The organism is Cryobacterium sp. TMN-39-2 (assembly GCF_004402745.1).
GTDB classification, from domain to species: domain Bacteria; phylum Actinomycetota; class Actinomycetes; order Actinomycetales; family Microbacteriaceae; genus Cryobacterium; species Cryobacterium zongtaii.
The window spans coordinates 206,947-230,740 of sequence record NZ_SOFX01000038.1 but is presented as its reverse complement, the minus strand read 5'-3'; the positions used below and the strand labels follow the sequence as shown (position 1 = coordinate 230,740).

24 protein-coding genes are annotated in these 23,794 nt (G+C 69.7%); 11 read left to right on the top strand and 13 right to left on the bottom strand.

Annotation, left to right across the window (positions count from 1 at the left end):
• Window positions 1-95: 95 nt before the first annotated feature.
• The gene (locus E3O57_RS15075) at window positions 96-3,569 is read right to left on the bottom strand and encodes a bifunctional RecB family nuclease/DEAD/DEAH box helicase (protein ID WP_241990446.1); all 3,474 of its coding nucleotides are present in this window, start codon (window positions 3,567-3,569) and stop codon (window positions 96-98) included.
• Between the two features lie 96 nt (window positions 3,570-3,665).
• On the opposite strand from E3O57_RS15075, the gene E3O57_RS15070 reads away from it, so the two are divergent.
• Window positions 3,666-3,956: a GNAT family N-acetyltransferase gene (locus tag E3O57_RS15070; RefSeq protein WP_088456816.1), complete on the top strand. Its 291-nt coding sequence runs from the start codon at window positions 3,666-3,668 to the stop codon at window positions 3,954-3,956.
• Between the two features lie 179 nt (window positions 3,957-4,135).
• On the opposite strand, the gene E3O57_RS15065 is transcribed toward E3O57_RS15070, so the two are convergent.
• Both E3O57_RS15065 and E3O57_RS15060 read right to left on the bottom strand, forming a co-directional pair.
• Entirely contained in the window at window positions 4,136-5,386 is a 1,251-nt protein-coding gene (locus E3O57_RS15065) for an exonuclease domain-containing protein (protein ID WP_103478715.1), read from the bottom strand.
• A 113-nt stretch (window positions 5,387-5,499) separates the two neighbouring features.
• Window positions 5,500-6,231, bottom strand: coding sequence for an endonuclease/exonuclease/phosphatase family protein (locus E3O57_RS15060; protein ID WP_088456818.1), 732 nt, complete (start codon window positions 6,229-6,231; stop codon window positions 5,500-5,502).
• Between the two features lie 148 nt (window positions 6,232-6,379).
• Between E3O57_RS15060 and E3O57_RS15055 the strand changes: the two genes are divergently transcribed.
• The 3 genes from E3O57_RS15055 to E3O57_RS15045 all read left to right on the top strand — a co-directional run bounded on the left by E3O57_RS15055 (window position 6,380) and on the right by E3O57_RS15045 (window position 8,154).
• Window positions 6,380-6,589, top strand: a complete 210-nt coding sequence (locus tag E3O57_RS15055) for a hypothetical protein (RefSeq protein WP_088456819.1) — start codon at window positions 6,380-6,382, stop codon at window positions 6,587-6,589.
• 105 nt (window positions 6,590-6,694) lie between these two features.
• On the top strand, window positions 6,695-7,525 hold the full coding sequence (locus tag E3O57_RS15050; RefSeq protein ID WP_103478714.1) for a DUF4097 family beta strand repeat-containing protein: 831 nt from the start codon (window positions 6,695-6,697) through the stop codon (window positions 7,523-7,525).
• Between the two features lie 35 nt (window positions 7,526-7,560).
• A complete protein-coding gene (locus E3O57_RS15045) occupies window positions 7,561-8,154 on the top strand; it encodes an MOSC domain-containing protein (RefSeq protein WP_133159707.1) in 594 nt (197 codons plus the stop codon).
• A 93-nt stretch (window positions 8,155-8,247) separates the two neighbouring features.
• On the opposite strand, the gene E3O57_RS15040 is transcribed toward E3O57_RS15045, so the two are convergent.
• Complete coding sequence (locus tag E3O57_RS15040) at window positions 8,248-9,114, bottom strand: DUF4433 domain-containing protein (RefSeq protein WP_103461659.1); 867 nt, start codon at window positions 9,112-9,114, stop codon at window positions 8,248-8,250.
• Between the two features lie 265 nt (window positions 9,115-9,379).
• On the opposite strand from E3O57_RS15040, the gene E3O57_RS15035 reads away from it, so the two are divergent.
• Entirely contained in the window at window positions 9,380-10,081 is a 702-nt protein-coding gene (locus tag E3O57_RS15035; RefSeq protein WP_103461660.1) for a DedA family protein, read from the top strand.
• On the opposite strand, the gene E3O57_RS15030 is transcribed toward E3O57_RS15035, so the two are convergent.
• The 3 genes from E3O57_RS15030 to cls all read right to left on the bottom strand — a co-directional run bounded on the left by E3O57_RS15030 (window position 10,043) and on the right by cls (window position 12,836).
• A complete protein-coding gene (locus E3O57_RS15030; protein ID WP_103461661.1) occupies window positions 10,043-10,546 on the bottom strand; it encodes a cupin domain-containing protein in 504 nt (167 codons plus the stop codon). The genes E3O57_RS15035 and E3O57_RS15030 overlap by 39 nt on opposite strands.
• A gap of 126 nt (window positions 10,547-10,672) precedes the next feature.
• Window positions 10,673-11,359 (bottom strand): GAP family protein, encoded by a 687-nt coding sequence (locus tag E3O57_RS15025; protein WP_088456824.1) that lies wholly within the window; start codon window positions 11,357-11,359, stop codon window positions 10,673-10,675.
• 22 nt (window positions 11,360-11,381) lie between these two features.
• Complete coding sequence (gene cls / locus E3O57_RS15020) at window positions 11,382-12,836, bottom strand: cardiolipin synthase (protein WP_088456825.1); 1,455 nt, start codon at window positions 12,834-12,836, stop codon at window positions 11,382-11,384.
• Between the two features lie 168 nt (window positions 12,837-13,004).
• Here cls and E3O57_RS15015 point away from each other — a divergent pair, with 168 nt between their 5' ends.
• Together E3O57_RS15015 and E3O57_RS15010 are read left to right on the top strand one after the other, a co-directional pair.
• On the top strand, window positions 13,005-13,736 hold the full coding sequence (locus E3O57_RS15015) for an META domain-containing protein (RefSeq protein WP_088456826.1): 732 nt from the start codon (window positions 13,005-13,007) through the stop codon (window positions 13,734-13,736).
• Between the two features lie 14 nt (window positions 13,737-13,750).
• A complete protein-coding gene (locus E3O57_RS15010) occupies window positions 13,751-14,083 on the top strand; it encodes a DUF4190 domain-containing protein (RefSeq protein ID WP_088456827.1) in 333 nt (110 codons plus the stop codon).
• Between the two features lie 22 nt (window positions 14,084-14,105).
• On the opposite strand, the gene E3O57_RS15005 is transcribed toward E3O57_RS15010, so the two are convergent.
• Window positions 14,106-15,011, bottom strand: a complete 906-nt coding sequence (locus tag E3O57_RS15005) for a phospholipase (RefSeq protein ID WP_241990445.1) — start codon at window positions 15,009-15,011, stop codon at window positions 14,106-14,108.
• A 219-nt stretch (window positions 15,012-15,230) separates the two neighbouring features.
• Here E3O57_RS15005 and E3O57_RS15000 point away from each other — a divergent pair, with 219 nt between their 5' ends.
• Genes E3O57_RS15000 through E3O57_RS14990 form a run of 3 tightly spaced genes read left to right on the top strand, consistent with a single transcriptional unit; the run spans window position 15,231 to window position 17,476 of the window.
• Window positions 15,231-15,470 carry a hypothetical protein gene (locus tag E3O57_RS15000; RefSeq protein ID WP_103478713.1) on the top strand — a complete coding sequence of 80 codons (240 nt, stop codon included), beginning with the start codon at window positions 15,231-15,233 and terminating at the stop codon, window positions 15,468-15,470.
• Window positions 15,463-16,464, top strand: a complete 1,002-nt coding sequence (locus E3O57_RS14995) for a DUF2332 domain-containing protein (RefSeq protein WP_241990444.1) — start codon at window positions 15,463-15,465, stop codon at window positions 16,462-16,464. Before E3O57_RS15000 ends, E3O57_RS14995 begins: the two co-directional genes overlap by 8 nt.
• A gap of 34 nt (window positions 16,465-16,498) precedes the next feature.
• A complete protein-coding gene (locus E3O57_RS14990; RefSeq protein WP_103478711.1) occupies window positions 16,499-17,476 on the top strand; it encodes an NAD(P)H-quinone oxidoreductase in 978 nt (325 codons plus the stop codon).
• A 30-nt stretch (window positions 17,477-17,506) separates the two neighbouring features.
• Here the strand turns inward: E3O57_RS14990 and E3O57_RS14985 are convergent, their stop codons facing one another.
• Both E3O57_RS14985 and E3O57_RS14980 read right to left on the bottom strand, forming a co-directional pair.
• Entirely contained in the window at window positions 17,507-19,378 is a 1,872-nt protein-coding gene (locus tag E3O57_RS14985; protein WP_103478710.1) for a GGDEF domain-containing protein, read from the bottom strand.
• A 268-nt stretch (window positions 19,379-19,646) separates the two neighbouring features.
• On the bottom strand, window positions 19,647-20,609 hold the full coding sequence (locus E3O57_RS14980; RefSeq protein WP_241990443.1) for an LLM class flavin-dependent oxidoreductase: 963 nt from the start codon (window positions 20,607-20,609) through the stop codon (window positions 19,647-19,649).
• A 292-nt stretch (window positions 20,610-20,901) separates the two neighbouring features.
• Here E3O57_RS14980 and E3O57_RS14975 point away from each other — a divergent pair, with 292 nt between their 5' ends.
• The gene (locus tag E3O57_RS14975; protein WP_103461675.1) at window positions 20,902-21,636 is read left to right on the top strand and encodes an HAD family hydrolase; all 735 of its coding nucleotides are present in this window, start codon (window positions 20,902-20,904) and stop codon (window positions 21,634-21,636) included.
• Between the two features lie 24 nt (window positions 21,637-21,660).
• Here the strand turns inward: E3O57_RS14975 and E3O57_RS14970 are convergent, their stop codons facing one another.
• Genes E3O57_RS14970 through E3O57_RS14960 form a run of 3 tightly spaced genes read right to left on the bottom strand, consistent with a single transcriptional unit; the run spans window position 21,661 to window position 23,739 of the window.
• Window positions 21,661-22,431: a hypothetical protein gene (locus E3O57_RS14970; RefSeq protein ID WP_103461676.1), complete on the bottom strand. Its 771-nt coding sequence runs from the start codon at window positions 22,429-22,431 to the stop codon at window positions 21,661-21,663.
• Between the two features lie 10 nt (window positions 22,432-22,441).
• Window positions 22,442-23,356, bottom strand: a complete 915-nt coding sequence (locus tag E3O57_RS14965; RefSeq protein ID WP_103478708.1) for an ABC transporter ATP-binding protein — start codon at window positions 23,354-23,356, stop codon at window positions 22,442-22,444.
• Window positions 23,353-23,739 carry a GntR family transcriptional regulator gene (locus E3O57_RS14960; RefSeq protein WP_241990442.1) on the bottom strand — a complete coding sequence of 129 codons (387 nt, stop codon included), beginning with the start codon at window positions 23,737-23,739 and terminating at the stop codon, window positions 23,353-23,355. The genes E3O57_RS14965 and E3O57_RS14960 overlap by 4 nt, the downstream gene beginning before the upstream one ends.
• Window positions 23,740-23,794: the final 55 nt, after the last annotated feature.

Below are 23,794 nucleotides of genomic sequence, written 5' to 3'. Positions count from 1 at the left end.
GCATGGCTCCACGAATACAATCACCACAGGCACCACACCGCCATCGGAGGCAAGCCACCGATCACGCGGTTAACTAACCTGCCTGGGCAGTACAGCTAGACGGCGGGCCCCTCGACGAGGTCGATGAAGGCGCTCAGCTGCGCGAGAGTGCCCGCGTTGTGGGGCAGGGCATCCGTGAGCGCGGGCGAATAGAGCAGGTACGCCGCCCACTGCGCGCGGGAGATGGCCACGTTGAGCCGGTTGGCCAGGAGCAGGAACTCGAGCCCGCGCGGCACCTCCTCGGCGCTGGATGCGGCGAGCGACACGATGGCCACGGCCGCCTCCCGGCCCTGGAACTTGTCGACGGTGCCCACGCTGACCTCGTGCCAGCCGTCCCTGGCCAGCCGCTGCCGGATCACCTCGACCTGCGCGTTGTACGGGGCGACGACGATGAGGTCGTGCTGGCCGAGCGGGGTGCTCTCACCGTTCACGGTCCAGGCGCGGCCCAGCAGCGAGCCGATCAGCTCGGCCACGGCGTCGGCCTCTTCGGGTGACGAGGTGGAATTGAGGGTGTGCGGCACGGGCAGCGGATGCAGGCCGGGCTCGACGCCGTCGAGGTGCCGGGCGGCGGCCCGGGACTCGAGTTCGCCTTCGTAGGAGAGCCTGGAGACGGGCGCACACACCGCGGGGTGCATGCGCCAGCTCTTGGCCAGGAAGTAGCCGAACTCGGCCGGCAGCACATCGTGCCCGTCGGTGAGCCAGCCGAGCGCGGATACGTCGACGGGCTCCGGATGCGAACCCTGGCTCACCTGCGGCAGCTGCTGAGGGTCGCCGAGCAGCAGCAGGCGCCGCGCAGACACCGCGGAGGCGATGGTGCTGGCCAGCGAGAACTGGCCGGCCTCGTCGATCACGAGGAGGTCGAGTGAGCCCGGTTCGATGCGGGCGGCGTTGCTGAAGTCCCAGGCGGTGCCGCCGAGCACGAAGCCGCCGGCCTGACCGGTGAACTCGGCGAAGCCGGTGGGTGCGAGCGCGGTCCAGCCGTTCTCCCGCGGTTCCTCCCCCGCCTTGGCCTTCTTTCCCACGTGCCCGGATGCGAGCCCGGCCTTGAGGACGGCGCTGAGCATGTTCTCCACTGTCGCGTGCGACTGGGCGACCACGCCGATCTTCCAGCCGTGATCGCGCACGAGCTCGGCGATCACCCGAGAGCCTGTGTAGGTCTTGCCGGTGCCGGGCGGGCCCTGCACCGCCAGGTAGGACCTGTCGATGCTGAGCAGGCTGTCGCGGATGGCGGTGGTGATGTCGCCGTTCACCGGCGGCAGTGCCTGTTCGCTCGCCCGTCGCGGCGGCACCCGCCGCAGAATGTCCAGCGCCGCATCCGGCAGCATGGCCGGCAGGGCGTCGAGCACCCGCTGCCCCCACTCGGCGATCGCCGGCACCTGCGTGCCGGGCGGTGGCGGCGTGGCCGGGGACAGCGCCATCGGCAGCTGGTCGTAGGCGTCGACGCCGCGGCCGAGCTTCTCGGTGACGTAGAGCACTTCTTCACCGGTGGCCTCATCGACCAGGCCGGTGATCTCGGTGCGCTCGTGCGCCAGCCGGGAGCCGGGCTCGCCGGTCTGCGCGAGCGGCGGGTAGGGCGCGTCATAGAGCAGGAACGGTTTCTGGCCGAGCTTGAGCGAACTGCCCGGCGCCGGCTCGCCCTCGATGCGCAGCAGCCTGGACAGGTTGCGGTCCCGGCCCACCAGCGCCCAGTCACGCTCGACCGTGACCTGCGCCACGATCAACACGTCCCGGGTCGCCGACCACTCGTCGACGGGGTTGCGCAGCCTGTCGAAGTGCTCCTGCCAGAACTTCTTGCCCTCCCGGCGGTGGTAGTCGATGGCGGCGGAGGCCAGGGCGATCGCGGTCTGGTCGGCCGTGCGGTCGCCGGGCGGAGCATCCGCCACCTCGGCCGCCAGCGCCAGGTAGACCGGGCTGGGCTCCCGCACCGGGATGGCCAGCTCCAGGTCGCGGGCGGCGGCGCGAGGGATGCCGGCCTCGTCGGCGCGGGCGAGCAGCCAGTCGCGCAGGCGCAGCGTGGAGAGGCAGTCGTATTCGTTGTAGTCGGCGATGGCGTCGAGCTTGGTCTGGGCGGCATCCGTCTGTCCGGCCCGGAACAGGTCGCGGGAGTCGGCGTATTCGGTGATCGAGTCGGCGGCGTTGTCGACGCCCTCGCGGTGGTCGTCACCCATGTAGAGCGGTTCGAGCTTCTTGATCGAATAGCTGCGGGAGCCCACCCGCAGGCTCTTCTTGACCACGGGGTAGAGGTCCACGAGCACATTGCCCTGGAGCAGATCGTCGACGGCGTCTTCGCCGACCCCGTGCCGGGCGGCCAGGGCGAGCAGGTGGGTACGTTCGTAGGCGGCGTAGTGGTAGATGTGCAGGGCCGGGTGCTGGGCGCGGCGCTCGGTCACGTAGACCAGGAAGTCCATCAGGGCCTGGCGTTCCTCGGCATAGTCGTGCGCCCAGAACGCACGGAAGGTGCCGTCGGTCTCGATCAGGCCGAAGAGGTAGTCCAGGCCCCAATCCGGGCTGTCGGTGCCCGCGGCGGTCTCGCTGTAGAGCGGGTCACCCTCGAAGTCGAAAAAGATGTCGCCGGGGTCGGGCTCCGGCAGGGCGCCGAGCGCCACCGGGTTGTAGATCTCGACCGCGGGGGCGTCGGCGTGGCCTGGCTGCCCGGTGGCGAGCTGGCGGGACTGCAGCTGCAGCCGGGCCTGGGCGCGCAGAGCCGCCACGGTGGCGTCGACCAGTCCGTCGACCGGCCCGGTGCTCGCCGCCAGGGCCTCGATCGTGGTCAGGCCGACCTCCAGCAGGTGCCGGCGCTGGGTGAGCCGCATGCCGGCTACGAGCAGCACGTCCCGGTGCGCCTCCACCTCCACGGAGCAGGCCGCGCAGCGCCCGCAGGCCGTGTAGCGCGGGTCACCCCACGGGGTGGGCTCCGGGTCGGCGATTCGTTCGTCGATGAGGCGTTCGAGCCGCGCACGGCGCTTGCGGTACACCGGCAGGATGTCGCGCAGCCGGTGCGAGCTCGTGCGTCCGTCGCCGAGCAGCAGGTGCACCTGCTCGCCGGTGCGGATGCCGAGCCTGTCCAGCTGGTCGCTGTACGCGGCCACCTGCAGCAGCGCGGTGATCTTCGCGGAGCGCGCCAGCTTGGTGTCGTAGACCTCGTAGGCGCCGTCGTCTGTGCGCATGATGAAGTCGGCGAACCCGACGAAGCGGCCGTCGAAGAAGGTGGCCTGAAAGAGCACGTCGGACCCGGCCCGGAACGCGTCGGCCGTGACGGCGGCCGCCTCCGGCAGTTCCCTCATCGACGGGCGGGCGAACTCGACCACGTCGCGGCTTTGCCGCAGCCGTTCCAGGTAGCGCAGCTCGTGTGCGTCGCCGAGCGCGCCGGCACGGCGCAGCATGGCGTCACCCTCGTCGGGCACGGTGTCGATGCGGCCGAGTTTGCCGTCGAGCTTGCGCATCAGCGCCCACTCGCAGCCCGCGGCGGCGCCGAGGTCGCTCGCACTGAAGATGACTGTTTTGTCGAGCGTCGAATCGAGCAAGAACACTGGTGCGCCTCCACCTGCTGGGATCTGGTCAGGTTACCGGAGGCCACCGACACCGGCCCGCACCCCGCAGCGCGCCCGCCGGTCTACGCTTATCTGGTGACCACAGTTCTCGTGCACGAACCGGATGCCTCCCGCTACGCTCTCTACATCGACGGCGAGCTCGCCGCCCTGGCCGACTACCTCGTGCGGGGCGACACCGTGTCGTTCAACCACACATTCACCGATCCTCGCCGCCGCGGGCAGGGCCTGGCCGGGCAAGTTGTGTCCTTCGCGATGGACGACGTGGAGGCGACGAGCACCCGGGCTGTGTCCCCAGACTGCTGGTACGTGGGCAAGTGGTTCGCGAAGCATCCGGAGCGGGCGAACCTGCTGCGGGTGCGCGGCTAACGGACCTGTTCGCCGCCGTCGCCACGCGGCCGCGCTCGAGGCGCATCCGCGCGCCTCGCGGCACCCCTTATGCGTCGCGGCACACCCTGTGCCTCGCGGCACACGAAACAACCTGTGCCGCCGGGACTAACCTGTGCCGCCGGGACCGAACCGTGCCGCGCGACCCGTAGTCGAGCGGATCAGGCCCCGGCGAAGCGGGCGCTGGACAGCCGGGCGAGGGTGGCCTCGTCGACGATGGGAATGCCGTAGTCGCGGGCCTTGCGGGCCTTGCCGGAGAGTGAATCGGCGTCGGCCGCCACGAGCAGCTTGACCTTCTTGGTCACCGCCCGCCACGGCACCAGGCCGAGCTCGCGCAGCTCCCGCTCCAGTTCGCTGCGAGTGCGGCTCATCTCGCCCGTCAGCACGACCAGATCGCCGGCCACCAGCACGAAGTCGGCGCCGGCCGGCGCCGCGACGGCCGGAGCCGGGGTCTGCTGTCGGGTCTCGTCGAGCGCCGCGGCGATGGTCGCGGTGGGAATCGCGAGGAGCATTCCCACGCTCACCAGGTCCGCGAGCTCGGCGCCGGTGAGGATGCCGTCCGACCAGGCGAGCGCGGTCAGCGCGGCGAAGTACTGCCGGTGCAGCGCCTCGCAGGTGGCCCGGTTCAGGCCGAGCTCGCCGGCCAGCCGCACCAGAGACTGGGCCTCGTGCACCGACAGCGCCCGGTCGAGCAGGCACCGATCGAGCAGGGCCAGATAGTCGACGTATTCGGCCGGGCCGGCCACATCCGGCAACCGGGTGGTGATGCGCTCGAGGAAGGAGTCCGCGGTCATCGGGTGCGACGAGACAGTGCGGGCGCACCACGCCGTGGAGGACACCGCGCCGGCCGGCCAGGCCGCAGCGGCGGCAGCGGCGAGGTGCGCGAACCAGAACTCCGGCGCATCTGCCGCCTCGATGTACGCGGCGAGCAGCCGGGCGGTGGCGAGAGCGTCGACGGAGGCCCGGTGGGCGCCAAAAAGATCAATGTCGAGGGCCGCACAGCAATCGGCGAGGGAGCGCCCCGCGCCGGGAAGGAAGTCACGGGCCAACTGCATGGTGCACAGGCTGACGATCTCGGCGGGCGCGCCATGGCCGGCGCGGCTCAGCTCGGCCAGCAGAAACCGGATGTCGAAGCTCGCGTTGTGCGCCACGAGCACGCGGCCGCGCAGCAGCTCGATGAGCCGCGGGGCGATCTCGGCGAAGGAGGGGGCGTCGAGCACGTCCGCCGCGCGGATGCCGTGGATGTCCTGCCGGCCGAGGTCCCGGCCCGGATTGACCAGCGTCTCCCAGCGGCCCTCGATGCGGCCCCGGTCGCTGACGTGCACCACGGCGAGCTCGATGACCCTGTCGTGGTGAGCGGGAAAGAGGCCGGTGGTTTCGAAATCGATCACGGCGAAACCAGGACCGGCCATGGGGCTCCTTCGCAATCTGTATGCCTGACTCTAGCCCGCGGGCAGGGTCGAGTGCGCCGCGGATGCGCGGCAGTGGACCGGCCGGTGACCGGACAGGGTGTGGCGGGTGCCGGTTAGATCGAGAACTCGCCGTCGACGGGGGCCACGGTGGCCTCCTGTGAACGCTCGGTCGGTTCGTTGGAGTACGACGAGGTGACCAGGATCGGCATGTGGTCGGAGGTGCCGCGGGGCAGGGTCTCCACGTTGTCGATGGTGAGTCCCACCGAGGTGGCCAGGTCGAAGTGGCCGCGGAAGAACTTGTACCGCGTGTAGGTACGGCTGTCGCTCAGGGTGAGGTCGTAGCCGGACTCCTTGACCTCTCTGCTGAGGTGCTTCTTGAAGATCGGGTAGTTGTAGTCGCCCACCATCAGGGTCGGCAGGTTGGGGCCGAGCACCGCCAGTTCCTCGTGTGCCGAGCGGATCTGGTTGCGCCGCAGCGAGTTCAGCGCCGTCAGCGGTGCGGCGTGGAATGACGCCACGACGAGCTCCCGCTGCGCGGCCATGTCGAACAGGCGCGTGCCGATCAGGCGTTCGTGCGCCGGCGTGAGCACCAGGTCGTGCAGCGACTTCTTGAGCGCAAAGGTCTGCGTCTTCTGGGCGGTGAACCGGTCCCGCCGGTAATACACGGCCAGTCCCAGCCGGTTGCGGGTGGTGGAATCCGCCAGGTGCAGCAGCCCGACCTCTGCCGGCAGGGCCAAGGTGTCGCACTCCTGCAGACACAGCAGGTCGGGGTCGTACTCTTCGGCCAGGGCGATGAGTTCCCCGCTGGCACTGTTCTTGCGCAGGTTGTAGCTGATGACCTTCACGTCAGACCTATCTCTGAATCGGTGGTAGACATCCAGCCTACTTTCGCTCGGCGGCGAATACCGCATCGAGCGACCGTGCTGGGGCACGCTGCTACCGTGTAGTCAGGCCGGCGCCCGAAACTCCGACCGCCACAGAATGGACTTACCCATGAAATCCTGGTCGTTCACCACCTATACGGTCGCCGCGTTCGCGTGCAGCGGTTTCGCCGTAGCCCTCATGATCGTCAACGCCGCCACCGGCAACACCATGCTGACGACGCTGCTTCCCGTGGCGATCGGTGCGCTCGTGCTCGGCGGTATCCTCTCGGTTCGGGCCCGCGTGCTCCGCTACCGCGGCAGGGACATCACCAAGCGCTGACTCTGCGGCCATATCGAGGCGCCCGCAACCCTGCTACCGTCCCGAGCACGGATGCCTCGCGCGGCCGTTCAGCGCGCCCGGCGCCGTTGACCCGGGGAGCCTGCCATGACCGATACCTCAGCAGCGCCGACGCCACCGCCGACGCCACCGCCACCGGCCGGGAAGAGCCCGACTCCCCGGTGGCGCACCCTGGTGTACATCCTGATCCCGATCGTGGGGGCGCTGCTGCTTATCGCGGCGTTCGTGGCAGCCCTGTGGGGCCGCAGCGGTCCGGTCGACCAGAGCGCCGACCTCGAAGCGGGCACCAGCCTGAGCGTGGAGTTGCCCAACGCCGTGATCATCCTCGAACCGAGCGCCGACGACGAGGTGCACGTGCGCATGACGGGGTCCTACTTCGGCAACGAGCCCACCCTCTCCGCTCGCACCGACGGCGGCGTGACCGAGGTGCGCGGCGGCTGCCGCGCCCAGTTCTTCTCCAGATGCTCCGTGACCGTGACCGTGCAACTGCCCACGTCGCTGCCGGTCACCGCGGCGGGTGAGAACGGCCGCATCGCGGCATCCGGGCTCACCGGCCGGGTCACGCTGACCACGACCAACGGTGACATCGAGACCGACGGCACCGTGGGGCCGGTCGATCTGCAGAGCACCAACGGCGACATCCGGGTGACGGATGCCGTCTCCAAGTCCGTTGCCGCCGCCACCACCAACGGATCGGTCTCGCTGCAGTTCGTGGATGCCCCGGAGTCGGTCGAGGCCGGCAGCACGAACGGGGAGATCACCGTGTTGGTTCCCGTCGGCGGAGTCACCTACCGAGTCACCGCGCAGACCACCAACGGCACCGTGACCGACGACACCGTTCCCACCGACAGCACCTCGCGGCGCTCCATCACCGCGCGGACCACCAACGGCAGCATCACCGTCGAGGGCACCCGCTAGTGCGGTCGCCGGGCCGGATCTGGCAGGATGGCGGCATGAGCGAGCAGGCGGGCACGGCCCAGCGGGATGGCGGCACGAGCGAGCAGCAGACCGGCACGGTTGTCGCGGTGAGCCGGGATGACAGGCACCGGTTCAGCAAGCCGGTGGTGCCCAGCATCCGTCTGGTGGCCGGCTACGGCATCGAGGGAGACTCGCACGCCGGGGCCACCACCCAGCACCGGTACCTGATCCGCACCGACCCGACGCGGCCCAATCTCACCCAGGTGCACCTGGTGCGCTCAGAGCTGTTCGCCGAGCTCGCCGCCGAGAGGTTCGACGTCTCCCCCGGCCAGCTCGGCGAGAACGTCACCACCGCCGGCATCGATCTGCTGGCGCTGCCGTTGGGCACCCGCCTGTACCTCGGCTCCGACGCCGTGGTCGAGGTCACCGGCATGCGCGACCCCTGCTCGATGATCGACAAGTTCCAGTCGGGCCTCAAGAAGACGCTCAAGCACACGGATGAAGCGGGCCGGATCCTGCGCAGAGCCGGAATCATGGGCGTCGTTATCGCCGACGGCACCGTGGCTGCCGGTGACGAGCTGCGCGTGGAGCTGCCGGCCGGCGAGCCGCTTCCCCTGGGCGTCGTCTAGCGCCGGTTCCCCGCGCGCCGAGTTGCCGGTAAGTGCCGCTTCACCGCTCCCGAAAGGGCGATGTGCGGCAACTCACGAGGGAACCCCGGGCGGCTAGAGCTCTTCGGTGGGGTGGAACCAGGGCGGGTACACGGCGACCTTGGGCTTGTGACTCAGGGTGGCCAGGATCGGCTTGACCGCATCGCGCACGCGGTCGTTGGCCACGCCGATCAGCGTGATCAGGCCGAACGGGACCTCGCCGGGCACGAGCAGCTCGGCCTTGAGGATCGCGTCGGAGTCGAGGTCGGCGCGGAGCATCTGCAGCATCCGGTCGGCCGACTCGGCCGTGGCACCGAAGCGGGTGGCGGTGAACGCGGCGTCGCCATCCGTCACGGCGAAGTGGCTGGCGGTCGGGTCGGCCGCGGCGTCGATCTGCGCGTCGAGCACCTTCTTGACCGTCGAGACCAGGATCACGAAGTCGTACGCGGCGGCGTCGTGGGCGTCGTCGGACAGGCGCGGGTCGAGCGACTGCGCGCGGATGTTCTCCCAGACTAGGGCGTTGGGCGACAGGAAGAAGGGCACGTGGTCGGCAACGGCGAGGCTGTCGGCGCCGGAGACGCGGACGTCGCGTCGGGCACTGCGGTTTTCCGGCGACGAGATGTCGACGACGGGACGGTCGGTCCAGTCGGCACTGGTGTCGGCCAGCAGCCGGCCGGTGGCGAGAATACCGGGCAGGTTGCGGATGTGGGTGAGGTGGTAGATCCGCTGCTCACCGACCTTGTCGTCGTGGCGCTTGGTGCGAGCGGTGCCCGTGGTGATCGGGGCGACGATGGTACGCAACGCCGTCGGCGCTTCGGGGGTGCGGGCTCGGCTGGCACGCGGGGCGCGGGCAGCGGGCACGGTCGGTGCGACGGGGGCGGCGGGTGGGAAACACAGGGCGCACAGCTCCCCGTCCAGTCCGTGGATGCATTCCTCGTTCACAACTCAACCTTTCGTGTGCGCAGGCTCGACCACGTCGGGTTCGACGGACATGTGCCTACCTATCTAAGTTACGGTCATTTCGGCGGTCTCGGTGACACATCAAGGGCTATCCGGGGGTGATCCGGTGTCGATCCGGAACCAATCGGGTCACTGACGCCCTGACGAGGCCGCAGAACGGCTGTGCCGGCCCGGATCATCCCACCGGTGCAGGGAATCGTCCCTCCGACCGACGCGAGCGGGATCGGGCTCTCCCTACCGTGAGGACATGCCCGTTTTTGATGCCCTCAACGACCTGGTCCTCACCCTCGCCGGGTCGGCTTGGGTCTACCCTGTCGTGTTCGTCTTTGTGGTCATCGACGGCTTCTTCCCCCCGCTTCCCAGCGAGACGGTGGTCGTGGCGCTCGGCGCCCTGGCCGTCTCCACCGGCACACCGCACCCCGTCGGGCTCATCGGCGTGGCCATGGTGGGCGCGGTGCTCGGTGACAGCATCGCCTACCTGATCGGCCGCCGGATCGGCCTGACCCGCTTCGGCTGGCAGCGCCGTCCCGGCGCGGCGCGGATCGCCGACAGGGCGCGCGCGGCCCTGCTGAGCCGACCGGCATCGCTGCTGCTCACGGCCCGGTACATCCCGGTCGGCCGGGTCGCCGTGAACATGACCGCGGGCGCCACGGGCTTTCCGCCGCGCCGCTTCGTCTCGTTCGCGGCTCTCGGCGGGCTCTGCTGGGCCACATACTCGGTGCTGGTCGGAATGATCGCCGGAGCCTGGCTGCGGCACAACCCGCTGTTGGGAGCACTGCTGGCCGTGGCCGCCGCCCTGCTTCTGGGCGTTGTCATCGACGCCATCGTGCTGCGGATCGTGCGTCGGCGCACCGACCGGCGGGCCGGCATCCGCAGCGGGGGAACGCCGGCGCCGACACCACATCGAGAGCTACTCCATCGAGAAGTCGGCGAAGTCGAAGCCGGGTGACACCAGGCAACTCACCAGGGCGTCCTCCTCGCTCGGCACTGTGCGCTGCCAGACATCCGCCGGGATGATCACCTGGCTGTGTTCGCCGCGCAGCAGCCGGCCGCCCAGGACCGGGCTCGACTCGGTATCCGGCTCATCGCCGTCGCCGCCGAGTTCCAGCTGCACGGCGCCCTGACCGTTCCAGATCCAGATTTCGCTGGAGGACAGGCGGTGCCAAGCGGAGAACTCCCCAGCCGGCAGGAGAAAGTGGATGAGCGTGGCCGCCGGCCGCACCCGTTCGGAGCCGTCGGCATCCGTGAGCGTCACCGGCACCGGCGACGTCCAGGTACGCCGGTACCAGCCGCCCTCCGGATGTGGTTCCAGACCAAGTTCGATCGCCAGCGCCGGACGCTCCAGACGTTCGATGAACTCCCCGGCGGCCGTGCGGCGGGTGGCAAGTCGGCTATTTCGGTCCTGTGCGGCCATCAGAAGTCTCCCTGGTGTCGAGGGTGCGGAGGATGCATAACTCCTGCAATTCTCCCCGCCCGCCGACGTCCGCCGCGTCAGTCCACTGACGCCGGGTCGGCGCCTGGAATCCCGAAGGAGTTATGCTCAGCGCAGCAGCTGGCCGGCATACTCGCTGAGTCCGGCCAGCACCAGGAACACGCCCAGCAGCAACACCGTGATCACCGTGATCACCGGCATGTTGCGCACCAACCAGCCGCGCAGGCGCACCAGCTTCTCCCGCACCGCGGGGCCACCGAACGCGTACGCCAGCACCGGGCTGAGCATAGTGATGGACGCCAGCGCGGTGAACAGGGCCACCGAGACCACGATGCCGGTGGGGTCGCTGTGGGCGCCCAGGATCACCACCCCGGCGGCAGCCGCCATGACCAGGTTCTTCGGCCGGAACGCGGCGTAGCCGACCCCGATGATGGTCGCCCGTGCCGGGGTCAGCCGGTCCAGCGCGCTCAGCCAGCGCGGCAGCGGCACCTCCGCGTCGCGCCGCGGCCGGTCGTGCCACTGCACCAGGCCCAGCACGATCAGGGCGATACCGAGCAGCAGCGGCACCGCCACCTGCAGGGTGCGGGTGCCGGCCGACCTGTCGTGCGGCAGCAGCGATGACAGCAGCGCCAGCAGGGTGGCCGAGAACAGCACCCCGAGAAACCAGCCGATGCTGAACCCCGCAGCCGCCTTGAACCCGTCGGGGGCGAGCAGGATCAGCAGCAGCCCCGCCAGCGGCAGCGGGCTGAGCGCGATGGTCAACGCCAGCGGCAAGAGCTGTGTCCACTCGTTCACCCGCGCTCCTCCCCTACTCCAGCTATTGCAGTGACGAGGTCAGCCGGGCCAGGTTGTCGAGCACCTTGGCGCCGGCCGGCCGGTGGAGCCAGTCGGCCAGCTCGACCTTGCTGCTGTTGGCCCGGTAGCCGTCCTGCACCACCCGCATCCGCTTCACGAATTCGGTGCCGTGCACCAGAACCGAGACCTCCATGTTCAGGCTGAACGAGCGGATGTCCATATTGCTGGATCCCACCACCGACACGTCGTCGTCGATGGTGAAGTGCTTCGCATGCAACACCGTGGGCTCCGCGTAGAGGTAGATCGACACTCCCGCCCGTAGCAGTTCCTCGTAGTAGGACCGCTGCGCGTGGTAGACCAGCGCCTGATCGCCGATGTGCGAGGCGAACAGCTCCACCTCCACCCCGCGCGATGCCGCCGTGACGATGGCCAGCATCGTCGATTCCTCGGGCACAAAATAGGGGCTGGTGATGCTCACCCGGCGCTCGGCCTTCTGGATGAGCATCGCGTAGAGCTTGAGGTTGTTGTCATTCTCGAAGCTCGGACCGCTCGGCAGCACTTGGGCGTCGAGCAGATCCGGGGCGGGGTCGAGCACGATGGGCGACGTGTCGAAGGGCAGCATCTCGTCGGTCTCGCTGAACCAGTCGGCGAGGAACACGGCGTTCAGCTCGCGCACCGCTGGCCCCTCGATGCGCATCATCAGCTCGTGCCAGCGCAGTCCGCGCTTGAGGTTGCCGGGCTTGAGGTAGGTGGCGTCGATCATGTTCTGCGAGCCGCTGAAGCCCAGCCGCCCGTCGACGACGAGGAGTTTGCGGTGGTTGCGCATGTCGGGCCGGCGCCACTGGCCCTTCCAGAACCGCAGGGGCAGCAGCGCATGCCACTCGGCGCCCATCGACGCAAACGCCGCGATGGTCTCCTTACGGCGCGGCAGCATCAGGCAGGCGAGGTAGTCCGAGAGCACCCTGACCTGCACGCCGCGCTGGATGGCCCGGGCCAGGGCGTCGAAGAACGGCTGCGTGACGGTATCGAGCACCAGGATGTAGAACTGCACGTGCACGAACTCGGTGGCCTCGTCGACGGCCTCCACCATCCGCTCGATCGAGCCCTCATAGTCCGGCAGCAGCTCCACCCGGTTGCCGCCCACCATGGGCAGCGCCCCGAGGTTGCGGTTCAGCTGCACGGCCGAGCCGAGCCAGGGCGGCCACTCGTCGCGGTGGCTCACCAGGTGCAGGCCCTCGGTGCGGGCCAGGATCAGCTCGTTCACCTCGCGTTGCTTCTCCCGCCTCCGCCGCGGCAGCCGCCCCACACCCACCAACAGAAAGATCAGCACGCCGAGGTAGGGGATGAAGATGATCGCCAGCACCCAGGCGATGGCCGCGGATGGCCGCCGGTTGGCGGAGACGTACACCGTGGCGATGAGCACGAGAAGGGCGTGCAGCGCCACCAGTAGCCAGGCACCGAGCTGAAAATCCACCATCGTTCTCCCTTGACCTCGTCGTGAACGTACACCGGCATCGCCGGCGGCGGTTGGCGCAGCTTGCCGGAGCCACCGTGACGCACTACATTGCGGTGTGCGGCGAGCATCGCATCATCGTCAGCTGCGCCGCACGCTGCACAGCATTCGCCAGGTCGAGAGGTGACACGCATGGCAACCCATCCCCCCACCCGATTCCTGGTGGCCTCCGCTGCGGTGCTACTGCTCGTCCTCGCCGGCTGCAGCATCCAGACGCCGAACTCGGCCTCCAGCTCGGGCACCGTTCAGGCCGGCGCCCTCGTGGGCACCTGGGTTCTCGAGGAGACCTTCGACAGCCCCGAGCAGCCGTACATCTCCTTCGTGCAGGACAACACCTGGAGCGCCTCCGACGGCTGCAACCGGGTGCAGGGCACCTGGGAGGTCGACTCCGACGGCACCCTCACGACGACCTCCGGCCCGCAGACCATGATGGCCTGCCCCGGCGCGCAGCTGCCGCTGGCGGTCACCCGCGGCACCCGGGTGGAGGTCGACGGTGACACCCTGGTCATCCACAGTTCGTTCGACTCGACGGCGACAACCCTGGTGCGGTCCACCGACAGCACCGTCGGCCCGCAGGGTCTCCCGATCGGCTATTGGGTGGAGTCGAACACTCCGACGGCGCCGTTCCTGTCGATCGAGGCCGACGGCACCTACTCCGGCAACGACGGTTGCAACGTGCTCACCGGATCGTGGGAGCAGGCCGATGACGAGGCGATCCTCTTCACCGGCGGCGTTACCACGCTGATGGCCTGCGAGGGCGTGGATCAGTGGCTGAACCAAGCCGCCCAGGGCCGGGTGCAGGCCGGCGTGATGACCCTGCAAGCCGCCGACGGCACCGTGCTCGGCCAACTGACGGCCCGCTAGGGAAGAGGCGACGCATGGGCACCTATCCGCTCACCATCGTGCTCATCGTGGGAGTCGCGATCGCGCTGGTCTTCCTGCTGCGGTTCGGCATCCGCCAGAACGCCGCCGCGGCCGCCGTCGACCCGGACCCGGATGCGACGGGCGCCCTGGCCGTGCTCAGTTTCATCCTGGCGCTGATCCTGCCGGTGATCGGGGTGGTGCTTGGCCATGTCACGCTGTCCCGCATCGCGCGCGGCCAGGCCAGCGGGCGCACCTTCGCCTATGCGGCGCTGTGGGTGGGCTACCTGTTGCTGGCCCTGGAACTGGGTGTGATCATCTTCCTGTACCAGAACAACTACTGGGCTTGACCGGCGCCGGGGCGCGGGCTGATCAGTACCAGTTCATCGCCTGCGAGTGCGACCAGGCTGCGCACGGGGTGCCGTAGGAGCCGTTGATGTACTCGAGTCCCCAGGCGATCTGGGTGCTGGCGTTCGTGGCCCAGTCCGAGCCGGCCGAGGCCATCTTGCTGCCGGGCAGCGCCTGCGGGATGCCGGTGGCCCCGCCGTTGTCGTTGTAGGCCGTGTACTTCCACTCGGATTCTTTCTGCCACAGCTGAGCCAGGCAGGAGAACTGGGATTCGCCCCAGCCGTAGCGCGACGAGGCCAGGCTCGCGGCGGTGGCCTTCGCACCGGCGGGGGTGTTGCCGGCGGCCACGGCGTCGGCGGCGGCCTGTGCTTCGGCGGCGGCCTGAGCGTCGGCGGCGGCCTGAGCGGCTGCGGCCTCCACGGCCACCCGGTCGGCTTCCACGGCGGCGGCCTGCACTGTCGCGGTCTGCTCCTTGGCCTGGGTGGTGAGCTCGCTGACCTCGGACAGCGGCATCGAGTAGTAGCCGGCCAGCGTGCTGGACGTGGCCGACAGGGCCGACGCGTCCACCTTGTTCGCGGCGGCTTCGAGCGCGGTGTCGGCGTCGACGAGGGCCACGGATGCGGCGAGGTGCGTCTTGCTGATGGCCGCGGCCTTGGCGGCGGCACGGTCGTCGCGCTCCTGCTCGGCCTGCTGCTGCTGGTCGGCGACGGCGGACTGCACGGTGAAACCGGTGCCGGTCACGACCCCGGCGAGCACGAGGCCTCCGGCGAGGAGGGTGAGGCGTGTGCTGCGCGAGCGGCGGTTCTTGCGCCCAGCGCGGGTGCTGGTGCTGCTGGTGGTGCTGGGAATTTCGGGCGTGGCGTTCTGGGTGTTTTCGGGGCGCATGGACTTCCAGGTCGTGTCGGGGTGCGCTCCATCGGGCACGCTCACTGATGGGTGGGCCCACGCGCGCAGAAGCGGCGCGGGCAAGCGGCCTAGCCTGCCTAAACTCCCTGAACGGAACCTCAGTTTTTCCTGCCAAAGCCATGTGAACGGGCGCCACACCGCCACGTGAAGATGCCCAGGTGGCGACCAGAATGCCCGGCCAGACGGTTATTCGCACCGCGCATTGCGGCGAGCGCAGGTTGTCCTGTGGGGTAGCGTAAAAAGATGCCCACCACAGACCACACTTCGCAGGCCGCCGCCGATCACTCCTCAGCTCCAACCGGGCCTCCCACCAGCGCCGACCGTCTCATCGCGGCAATCGAGAGCATCAACGACGTCGACGTCGCCAACTCCCCCGAACCCGACCGGGCGGCCGTGCTCGAGCTCATCGACATCATCAACGATGAGCAGCGCTCCAGCTTGCTGTTCGCCCTGCTCTTGGAGCGCATCCGCACCGGTGCCTGACCTCTCCCGGACGCCCGTCGAGCAGCGCGCCCTCGACCTGGAGAAGACCGCCGACTGGTACCGGCGCTTCCGGCTGTTCGAGACTCCGGGCCAGTCCGGGCTCTACGCCGACTGGGCCGGCGGGGTCGAGGACGATGCCGAGGTTCTGGCGCTGATCGTCACTCTGCCCCGGCCCAAGCGCCAGCCGAACCTGGTCTTCGCCTGCGCACGTCTGCTCGGCGCACCGCTGGCGGGCTATCCGGTCTTCCGCCGCTGGCTTCTCGAGCAGTGGCCGGCGGTCGCCGCCGAGGCGCTGGTGCGCGCCACCCAGACCAACGAGCCCCGCCGCCTCACCGCGGTCATGCCGATCCTCGCCTCGATCGGCCCGCGGGTGGCCCTGATCGAGGTCGGCGCCAGCGCGGGACTCTGTCTCTATCCGGACCGGTACAGCTACGACTACTCGGGTCGGCGGGTGGATCCCGCCGACGGACCCAGCCCGGTGCTGCTCTCAGCCGAGACCACCGGGCCGGTGCCGTTGCCGGAGCATCCGCCCGAGGTACTCTGGCGCGCCGGCCTCGATCTGAACCCGCTGGACGTTCACGACCCTGAGGACGTGCGCTGGCTCGATACACTCGTCTGGCCCGAGCAGGCCGCGCGCCGCCAGCGACTGGATGCGGCGATCTCGATCGTGCGACGGGACCCACCGCTGCTCGTGCGCGGGGACGCCGCCCACGACCTCGAGGCGCTGGTCGCCCGCGCGCCGGCGGGGGTGCCGCTGGTCATCGTCAGTCCCGCGGTCCTGGTCTACCTGGCCCCCGAGCAGCGGGCGGCCTTCGCGGATGCCGTGACCGGCTTCGGCCGCTGGATCTCGCTGGACGGCGTCGGGGTGCTGCCCCGGGTGGACGCGTTGCTGCCCGAGACGCCGATGCCGGGCGACTTCACAGTTTCCCTCGACGGCCGGCCACTCGCCCGGTGCGGTGCGCACGGACAGAGCCTCGACTGGTTCGTCGGCTAGGTCTCCCCGCAGGGGGCGCTTCTAAGATGGCTGGATGCGTGCACTCGTGGTCCACACCCCAGGCGGCCCGGACGCCCTCACCCTCGATACCGTCCCCGGCCTGGTCGTCGGCGCCGGCGACATCCGTATCGCGGTAGCCGCGGCCGGCGTGAACCGGGCCGATGTGCAGCAGCGGATGGGCCTGTACCCGTCGCCGGCCGACGCGCCTCAGTGGCCGGGTCTGGAGGTCTCCGGCACCGTCACCGAGATCGGAGTCGCCGTCACCCGCTTCGCCGTGGGTGACAGGGTCTGCGCCCTGCTGGCCGGCGGCGGCTACGCCACCGAGGCCGTGGTTCATCAGGACCTGGCCCTGCCGGTTCCCGACGCCGTGGACCTGATCGACGCCGCCGCGCTGCCGGAGGCGCTGGCCACAGTGTGGTCGAACGTCTTCATGAGCGCGGGACTCACGGCCGGCCAGACCCTGCTCGTGCACGGCGGCGCCAGCGGCATCGGCACCACCGCGATCCAGCTGGCCCGGCTGGCCGGGGCCCGCGTCCTGGTCACGGCCGGCTCCGCCGAGAAGTTGGCGGTGTGCGGGCAACTCGGCGCAGACGTGCTGATCAACTACCGCGAGCAGGACTTCGTGGCCGAGGTGCTCGCCGCGACCGGAGGGCACGGCGCCGACGTGATCCTGGACATCATGGGCGGCTCGTACGCGGCCCGCAATGTGGCGGCGCTCGCCCTGGGCGGCACCATCATGGTGATCGCCAACCAGAGCGGTGAGGACGCCGTCTTCAACCCGTTTCACCTCATGCAGAAGCGGGGCCGCTACTGGGGCACCACGCTGCGCGCCCGGCCCGCCGTGGAGAAGGCGGCCATCATGGCCGACCTGCTCAGCCGGGTGTGGCCGTGGCTGGACTCCGGCGCACTGAAACCGGTGATCGACAGCAGGTTCTCGTTCGCCGACGCGGCGGAGGCGCATCGCCGGCTGGAAGCATCCGCGCACGTGGGCAAGATCGTGCTGGTGCCCTGACCCGACGCCCGGTTCGGGTGGGGCTTATCGTCAGGTCCGGGCCGCGGCGAGCTCGACCCGGTTGCGGCCGGCGGCCTTGGCCTCGTACAGGGCGGCATCGGCACGGCCGAGCCAGCGGGAGACGCTCTCCCCCTGTTTGAGCAGAGCCACCCCCACGCTGGCGGTGCAGTGAAGCCCCTCGGTGACCGCGCCCCACGGATGGTTGCGCACCTCGCCGAGCAGGCGCTCACAAATCTGCGCGGCCTGGTCGAGGGTGGTGTCGCCGAGCACCAGCAGGAACTCTTCGCCGCCGACCCGCACCGCGAGATCACTGTCGCGGGTGGACTCGCCGAGGATCTCGGCCATGGTGGTGAGCACCCGGTCGCCGGCCGCGTGGCCGTGATCGTCGTTGACCCGCTTGAAGTGATCCATGTCGACCATCACCGCGCACAGTGGTTCCGCACGTTCCCCGGCGAGGCGCATCATCTCGGGCAGCTGCCGGTCGAGGGCCCGGCGGTTGGGCAGCCGGGTGAGCGGGTCGGTGTGTGCCTGCTGGTCAAGCTCCTCGGCACGGATGCGCTGCATCTCCGCTTCCAGCTGCGAACGCTGCGCCTCGTGGCGGGCCTGTTCGATTTCCAGCGAGTTGATCAGCATCCGCGACTGCAACCCGGCGGTCTGCCTGGTGAGTCCGAGAATCAGCACGTGCAGCCGTTCGTGATGGTGCAGGGCCTGCTCGAACCGGCCGGCGCCCCGGTGCATCTCGTAGAGCGACCTGTGCAGCTTCACGTTCAGGGCCGCGTCCTCAGCCACCGACGGGTCGGCGAGCTGGGCGTCCATCATGGCGCAGGCCAGGTCGACGCGACCCTCGGCCTGGGCCACCTCGGCCAGCTGGGAGTCGTTGTTCACGGCCAGGTTGCGGTAGCCATTGGTGACGGCGATGGTCTTGGACCGGCCGGCCTGCCGGCGCGCTTCGGCGTATTCGCCGCGCTCCATGAGGAACCCGACAAGGTTGGTGCGCGCGATGGTCTCGTCGAACGCGTGTCCCTGCTCGACCGCTCGCGCCACGGCGGCACGGATGATGGCGATCCCGTCGGTCAGGGCCACCTGGGCGTCTTCGCCCCTGGCCCGCCGCGCCCGGGCGATTTCCAGATAGCTGTCGCCCAGATTGTTGCGCGCCGCGAACTCGGCCTGAGAGTCACCGAGGGTGTCGGCCAGGGCGAGCGCCTGCCGGCCCAGCTCGATGCTGCGATCGGCGTCGCCGAGGGCCTGGTGCACCATCGACGAACGCGACAGCGCCCAGAACTCCGCCGTGTGGCTACCGCAGAGCCGCGCGGCTTCGAGGGCGCCGAGCACGTGGCCGAGCGCTGGTTCCTCCAGCGCTGTCTCGTGGAACGCGAGCGCGAGGGTGCAGTGCACCATCGACTGGCCGAGCAGGTCACCGCTGGCGGCGAGGTACTCCAGGGCGAGCAGACCGTGCCGCACGGATGCCTCGAACTCGCCCAACCGCAGCCGGTGGCCAGAGAGCAGCTGTCGGGCGCGGGCCTCCTGGCCGGGGGTGATGAACGGGTCGGCGAGCACCTGTTCGGCCTGCGCGGCGCCGGCATGGTGTTGGCCGTCCTGATTGGCCTGGGCGCTCTCGGCGAGCAGCCTCTCGATCGTGGACCGACGGGCGAGCGAGGCCGGCAGACCGGCCGTCCGCAGCGTCTGGTGCAGCTCATCGTCGGATGCCGGGTTCGGCAGGTCGACAAGCTCCACAAAACCGCCGGGCAGGGTCGTGTCACGCCCACCGTCGGCCAGACTCAGGTCGGCGATGCCATCGGCCACCGAATCTACGGCGGCCAGAAGGGCGTCGGATGCCGGCTGTTCGGACGGCACCGTGGCGCCGGCCGGAAGCGGGGCCACCAGGTCATCGAAGGTCGTCATGACGACTCACAGGCCCGGACATTACCTGGAGACAGGCCGAGCGTCCTGCCCGCTCGTTTCAGCGGGAAGTGCTGTGTTGGTACGCCAGGTGCCTGCACGGCTCAGTCCCCAAACTGCTCGTATCTCCGAACCTAGCAGCGCCGCACCGGCCGCCGGGGCTGTGTCGCGCTGTCCTGAGCCCCCGTTCGCGGGTGATTTCACCGCAAATGATCGCGCTCTCACGAATGTCGGCACACGAGGCGGTGCGTGGACCGGTCCCGCGCTCCGGTCACCGCCAGCCCAGGCCGGGGGCCACGAAGCGCAGCACAGAATCGAGCAGCTGCGCGTTGTAGTCCACACCCAACTGGTTGGGCACGGTCAGCAACACGGTGTCGGCCGCCGCCACCGCGGCATCCTGCGCCAGCTGCTCGACGAGCAGGTCGGGTTCGCCGATGTAGCTCTTGCCGAACCGGGCGAGGCCACCGTCGAGGTGGCCGACCTGGTCGCGGTTGTCGGCCTGCGCGCGCAGACCGAAGAAGCGGCGGTCCTGCTCGGTGACCAGCGGCATGATGCTGCGACTCACCGACACCCGCGGGGTACCGGGGTGCCCGGCGTCCGCCCAGGCCCGTCGGAAGATTCCGATCTGTTCGGCCTGCAGGTCGCCGAAGTCGGCGCCGGTGTCCTCGGTGAGCAGGGTGGAGCTCATCAGGTTCATGCCCTGTTCGCCTGTCCACTTCGCGGTGGCGCGGCTGCCCGAGCCCCACCAGATGCGCTCGGACAGTCCGGGCGACTGCGGTTCGATGGCAAGCAGGTTGCTGTGCCCGGTGAACTGTGGGTTCGCGGCAGCGAAGCCGGCCCCGCGGATGGCGCGGCGGAATTGTGCGGTGCGCTCGCGGGCGTCATCCGCGTCGCTGTGGCCGGGGCCGGGCACATGCCCGAACGCCTCGGCGCCGCGCAGGGCGGTCTCGGGTGAGCCGCGGCTGAGGCCGAGCTGCAGCCGTCCGTTGCTGATCAGGTCGGTGATCGCGGCCTCTTCGGCCATGTAGAGCGGGTTCTCGTAGCGCATGTCGATCACGCCGGTGCCCAGCTCGATCCGGCTGGTGCGGGCGGCCATTGCGGCCAGCAACGGGAACGGCGAGGCGAGCTGCCGTGCGAAGTGGTGCACCCGCACCGACGCGCCGTCCACACCGAGCTCCTCGGCCGCCACCGCGAGCTCCACGGTCTGCAGGAGGGCATCGCGTGCGGTCCGCACGAGCGATCCCGGCACCGCCTGGTAGTGGCCGAAGGACAAGAACCCGATCNGATCCCGGCACCGCCTGGTAGTGGCCGAAGGACAAGAACCCGATCTTCTTCATGGTTCGTGCAGCGTTCCCCGGCTGTGACGTATTCCCGATCTCATCCGCGGTTCTGTGCCGCGGGGACGGTGCTGTGCGGGGTAGGCGCCGGTGTGCGGGTGGCGCGCCACCCGCACACCGGCGCGTGACCCGCAGAACGGCGCCGGGTCGTTAGCCGGACGAGGCCCCGCACCCTGCCAAGCTGAGGACATGCGGCATCTGTTCCTCGACTTCTTCGGCACCCTGGTCAACTACGCGGACTCCCGCGCGGGCCAGGGCTACGCCGACACGCACGCGAGCATGCGGGCCTTCGGCGCGCGCGGCACCGAGCAGGAGACCGCCGATGCCTGGCTGGATGCCTTCCACCAGCTCAACACCGAGTCCGACGTCGACCACCGCGAGTTCACCATGGAAGAGCTGTCGCGGCGCGCGTTCGTGCGGCTGCTCGGCCGGGAACCCGACGCAACCGAGATCGCCGCGGGAGCGGCGAGCAACATGGCGGACTGGGAGCGCGGGGTGGTGCTGATCCCCGGTATGGCCCAGACGCTCCGGGAACTGGGCCAGAGCTTCACGCTGACCATCGTCTCGAACACGCACAGCGCATCCGTCGTGCCCCGCCAGCTGGCGGCCATGGGGGCCACCGACCTCATCGCCAACATTGTGACGTCGCTCGAGGTGGGTTTTCGGAAGCCCCATTCGGCGATCTACCAGGCGGCCCTCGACACGGCGGAGGCCGATCCGGCCCGGGTGATCTTCGTCGGCGACACCTGGGATGCAGACTTCGACGGCCCGCGGGCGCACGGCATGGAGGCCGTGCTCGTGGCGCCCGCCCCGCGCGACGGGGTGCCGGAGACCCGTCGGGTCACCTCGGTGCTCGACCTACCCGACCTGCTCTCGTTCCGCTACCCGAGCACCCGCCCGATCAGCACCCGCGGGGTGGCATAACTCCAGCGGTTCCCGGCGCCGCGTCTACCCGCGCAGCGGGGCGCGACGGAGGGCGCCCCAGCCGAGGCCGAAGGCCAGCGCGGCGGGAATCAGCAGCGCGGCGAAGAAGCTGACGGTGCTGATCCCCATCAGCCAGTCGATGATCGACGGGGCCGTGCCGGTGAGGACCGCGAAGGCGATGAGTCCCAGCACCAGCAGAGCCACAGCCGCCCAGAGGACCAGCATTCCCAGTGAGCGCCAGCGGGCGTAGACGGCGGCGAACGCCGACGTGACGGCGAAGATCAGGATCTGCAGGGCGAAGAGGGAGAGCCACACCGCGCCGGCACCGACCTCGCCGAGCCAGAGCGCCGTGAAGTGGTGGAACACGACGCCGGACTCGTTGATCGCCCGCTCGATCTCGGTGAGGATGGCCCAGCCGGTGGCGTTGAAGGCCGCGATCACGACATAGGTGAGCAGCGTGCCCAGGGCGTATTCCCGGCGGGTGATGCTGAAGCCCAGCGCGAAGGGGAAGACCGCGCTCACGGCCTGAACGCCCACCACGGCGAGGTACCAGAGCGGCGAGAGCACCGCCCAGCTGTAGCTCATGCCCTGCAGGGCGTCTTGTCGGCCGGCCTCGGGCACCGCCGCGGAGATCAACAGCGCCACCACGATCGAGATGAACAGGGCGACTCCGGTGATGATCCAGGGGATGCCCACATAGGTGAGGCGATTGACCAGGTGCAGCCGCATCACCTTGACGAGGCGGTGCCGGCTTGCCAGGCGGGGCACCGGAGGTGCGGTACTGATGGCGGTCATGATGTGCTCCTCACTCGTGGACGACCGACGCGACGGCGGGCGCCGGCGCCGATCGGGTGCTCAGGTCGACGATCAGTTGTTGGAAGGACACCGGTGCAATCTCGAGGTTCGCAGCGGTGGCGGCGCGGTGGTCGGCGGCGGTCAGCCGGCCCGCGATGGTCACGGTGGCCAGGCCGCCGAGGGTATCGCGATGCAGAATCTGACGGCCCTCGACGAAGCTGTCGACGTCGCCGGCCCGTCCCGCTACCGCGGCGGCGCTGCCGCGCAGGCTCTCGGCGCTCTGGTCGAGCAGCAAGCGGCCCTCGTCGAGGACCAGCACGTGCTCGAGGAGGTTGCTCACCTCATCGATCAGGTGGGTCGACAGCAGGATCGTGCGGGGCCGCTCGGCGTAGTCGGCGAGCAGGGTGTCGTAAAAGGTGTGCCGGGCCACGGCGTCCAGGCCGAGGTAGGGCTCGTCGAAGATCGTGATGCTGGCCCGACTGGCCAGGCCCACGATGACGCCGAGAGCGGACTGTTGGCCGCGGGAGAGTTTCTTCACGTCTCGCTTGAGCGGCAGCCGGAACTTGCCGACCAGGTCATCGGCGAACGCGGCATCCCAGTCGGCGAAGAACCACGGGGCCCCGGCTAGAACGTGCCGGGCCTGGAAACCGTCGGGGTAGCGCTGCGCCTCCGACACGAAGCAGATCTGCTGCAGGACGGTGCTGTTTTCCACCGGATTCTCGCCGAAAAGGCGCACGCTGCCGGCGCTGGGGAAGTCCTGGCCGGTCAGCATCCGCATCAGGGTGGTCTTGCCGGCACCGTTGCGGCCGAGCAGCCCGCAGATCATGTTGGGTTCAAGGCTGAACGTCACGTCCCGCAGCGCCGCGACGTCCCGGTAGCTGCGGCTGAGGCCATCCACCTGGATGACCGGGTTCTGGCTGTTCATCGTGTCTCCCTTTCGCTGAGCTGGTTCTCGATGAGCTGGGTGATCTGGTCGGGCTTGATGCCCAGGCTGGCGGCTTCGGCGAGCATCGGGGCGATGTACTCCAGCACGAAAAGTTCGCGCCGGCGCGCCGTGATGCGCTCCCGGGCACCGGCGGCCACGAACATGCCGATCCCCCGGCGTTTGTAGAGGATGCCCTGCTCGACGAGCAGGTTCACTCCCTTGCCGGCGGTGGCCGGATTGATGCGGTAGAACATCGCGAATTCATTGGTCGAGGGCACCTGGCCCTCTTCGCTGAGCGCGCCGGACAGGATGTCGTTCTCGACCCGCTCAGCGATCTGCTGGAAGATCGGTCGACCCTCATCCATCACGACGATTACCTCCATGGTTAGTTACCTAACTAATGAACCACAGGACCGCGGCGCGCGCAAGGCCCCGGCG

Coding starts and splice junctions, on each gene's coding strand:
- E3O57_RS15065 (WP_103478715.1), bottom strand. CDS start 5,386: ATGGCCGGTCCTGGTTTCGCCGTGATCGATTTCGAAACCACCGGCCTC.
- E3O57_RS15055 (WP_088456819.1), top strand. CDS start 6,380: ATGAAATCCTGGTCGTTCACCACCTATACGGTCGCCGCGTTCGCGTGC.
- E3O57_RS15050 (WP_103478714.1), top strand. CDS start 6,695: ATGACCGATACCTCAGCAGCGCCGACGCCACCGCCGACGCCACCGCCA.
- E3O57_RS15045 (WP_133159707.1), top strand. CDS start 7,561: ATGAGCGAGCAGGCGGGCACGGCCCAGCGGGATGGCGGCACGAGCGAG.
- E3O57_RS15035 (WP_103461660.1), top strand. CDS start 9,380: ATGCCCGTTTTTGATGCCCTCAACGACCTGGTCCTCACCCTCGCCGGG.
- E3O57_RS15030 (WP_103461661.1), bottom strand. CDS start 10,546: ATGGCCGCACAGGACCGAAATAGCCGACTTGCCACCCGCCGCACGGCC.
- cls (WP_088456825.1), bottom strand. CDS start 12,836: ATGGTGGATTTTCAGCTCGGTGCCTGGCTACTGGTGGCGCTGCACGCC.
- E3O57_RS15015 (WP_088456826.1), top strand. CDS start 13,005: ATGGCAACCCATCCCCCCACCCGATTCCTGGTGGCCTCCGCTGCGGTG.
- E3O57_RS15010 (WP_088456827.1), top strand. CDS start 13,751: ATGGGCACCTATCCGCTCACCATCGTGCTCATCGTGGGAGTCGCGATC.
- E3O57_RS15000 (WP_103478713.1), top strand. CDS start 15,231: ATGCCCACCACAGACCACACTTCGCAGGCCGCCGCCGATCACTCCTCA.
- E3O57_RS14990 (WP_103478711.1), top strand. CDS start 16,499: ATGCGTGCACTCGTGGTCCACACCCCAGGCGGCCCGGACGCCCTCACC.
- E3O57_RS14985 (WP_103478710.1), bottom strand. CDS start 19,378: ATGACGACCTTCGATGACCTGGTGGCCCCGCTTCCGGCCGGCGCCACG.
- E3O57_RS14975 (WP_103461675.1), top strand. CDS start 20,902: ATGCGGCATCTGTTCCTCGACTTCTTCGGCACCCTGGTCAACTACGCG.
- E3O57_RS14970 (WP_103461676.1), bottom strand. CDS start 22,431: ATGACCGCCATCAGTACCGCACCTCCGGTGCCCCGCCTGGCAAGCCGG.
- E3O57_RS14965 (WP_103478708.1), bottom strand. CDS start 23,356: ATGAACAGCCAGAACCCGGTCATCCAGGTGGATGGCCTCAGCCGCAGC.
- E3O57_RS14960 (WP_241990442.1), bottom strand. CDS start 23,739: ATGGAGGTAATCGTCGTGATGGATGAGGGTCGACCGATCTTCCAGCAG.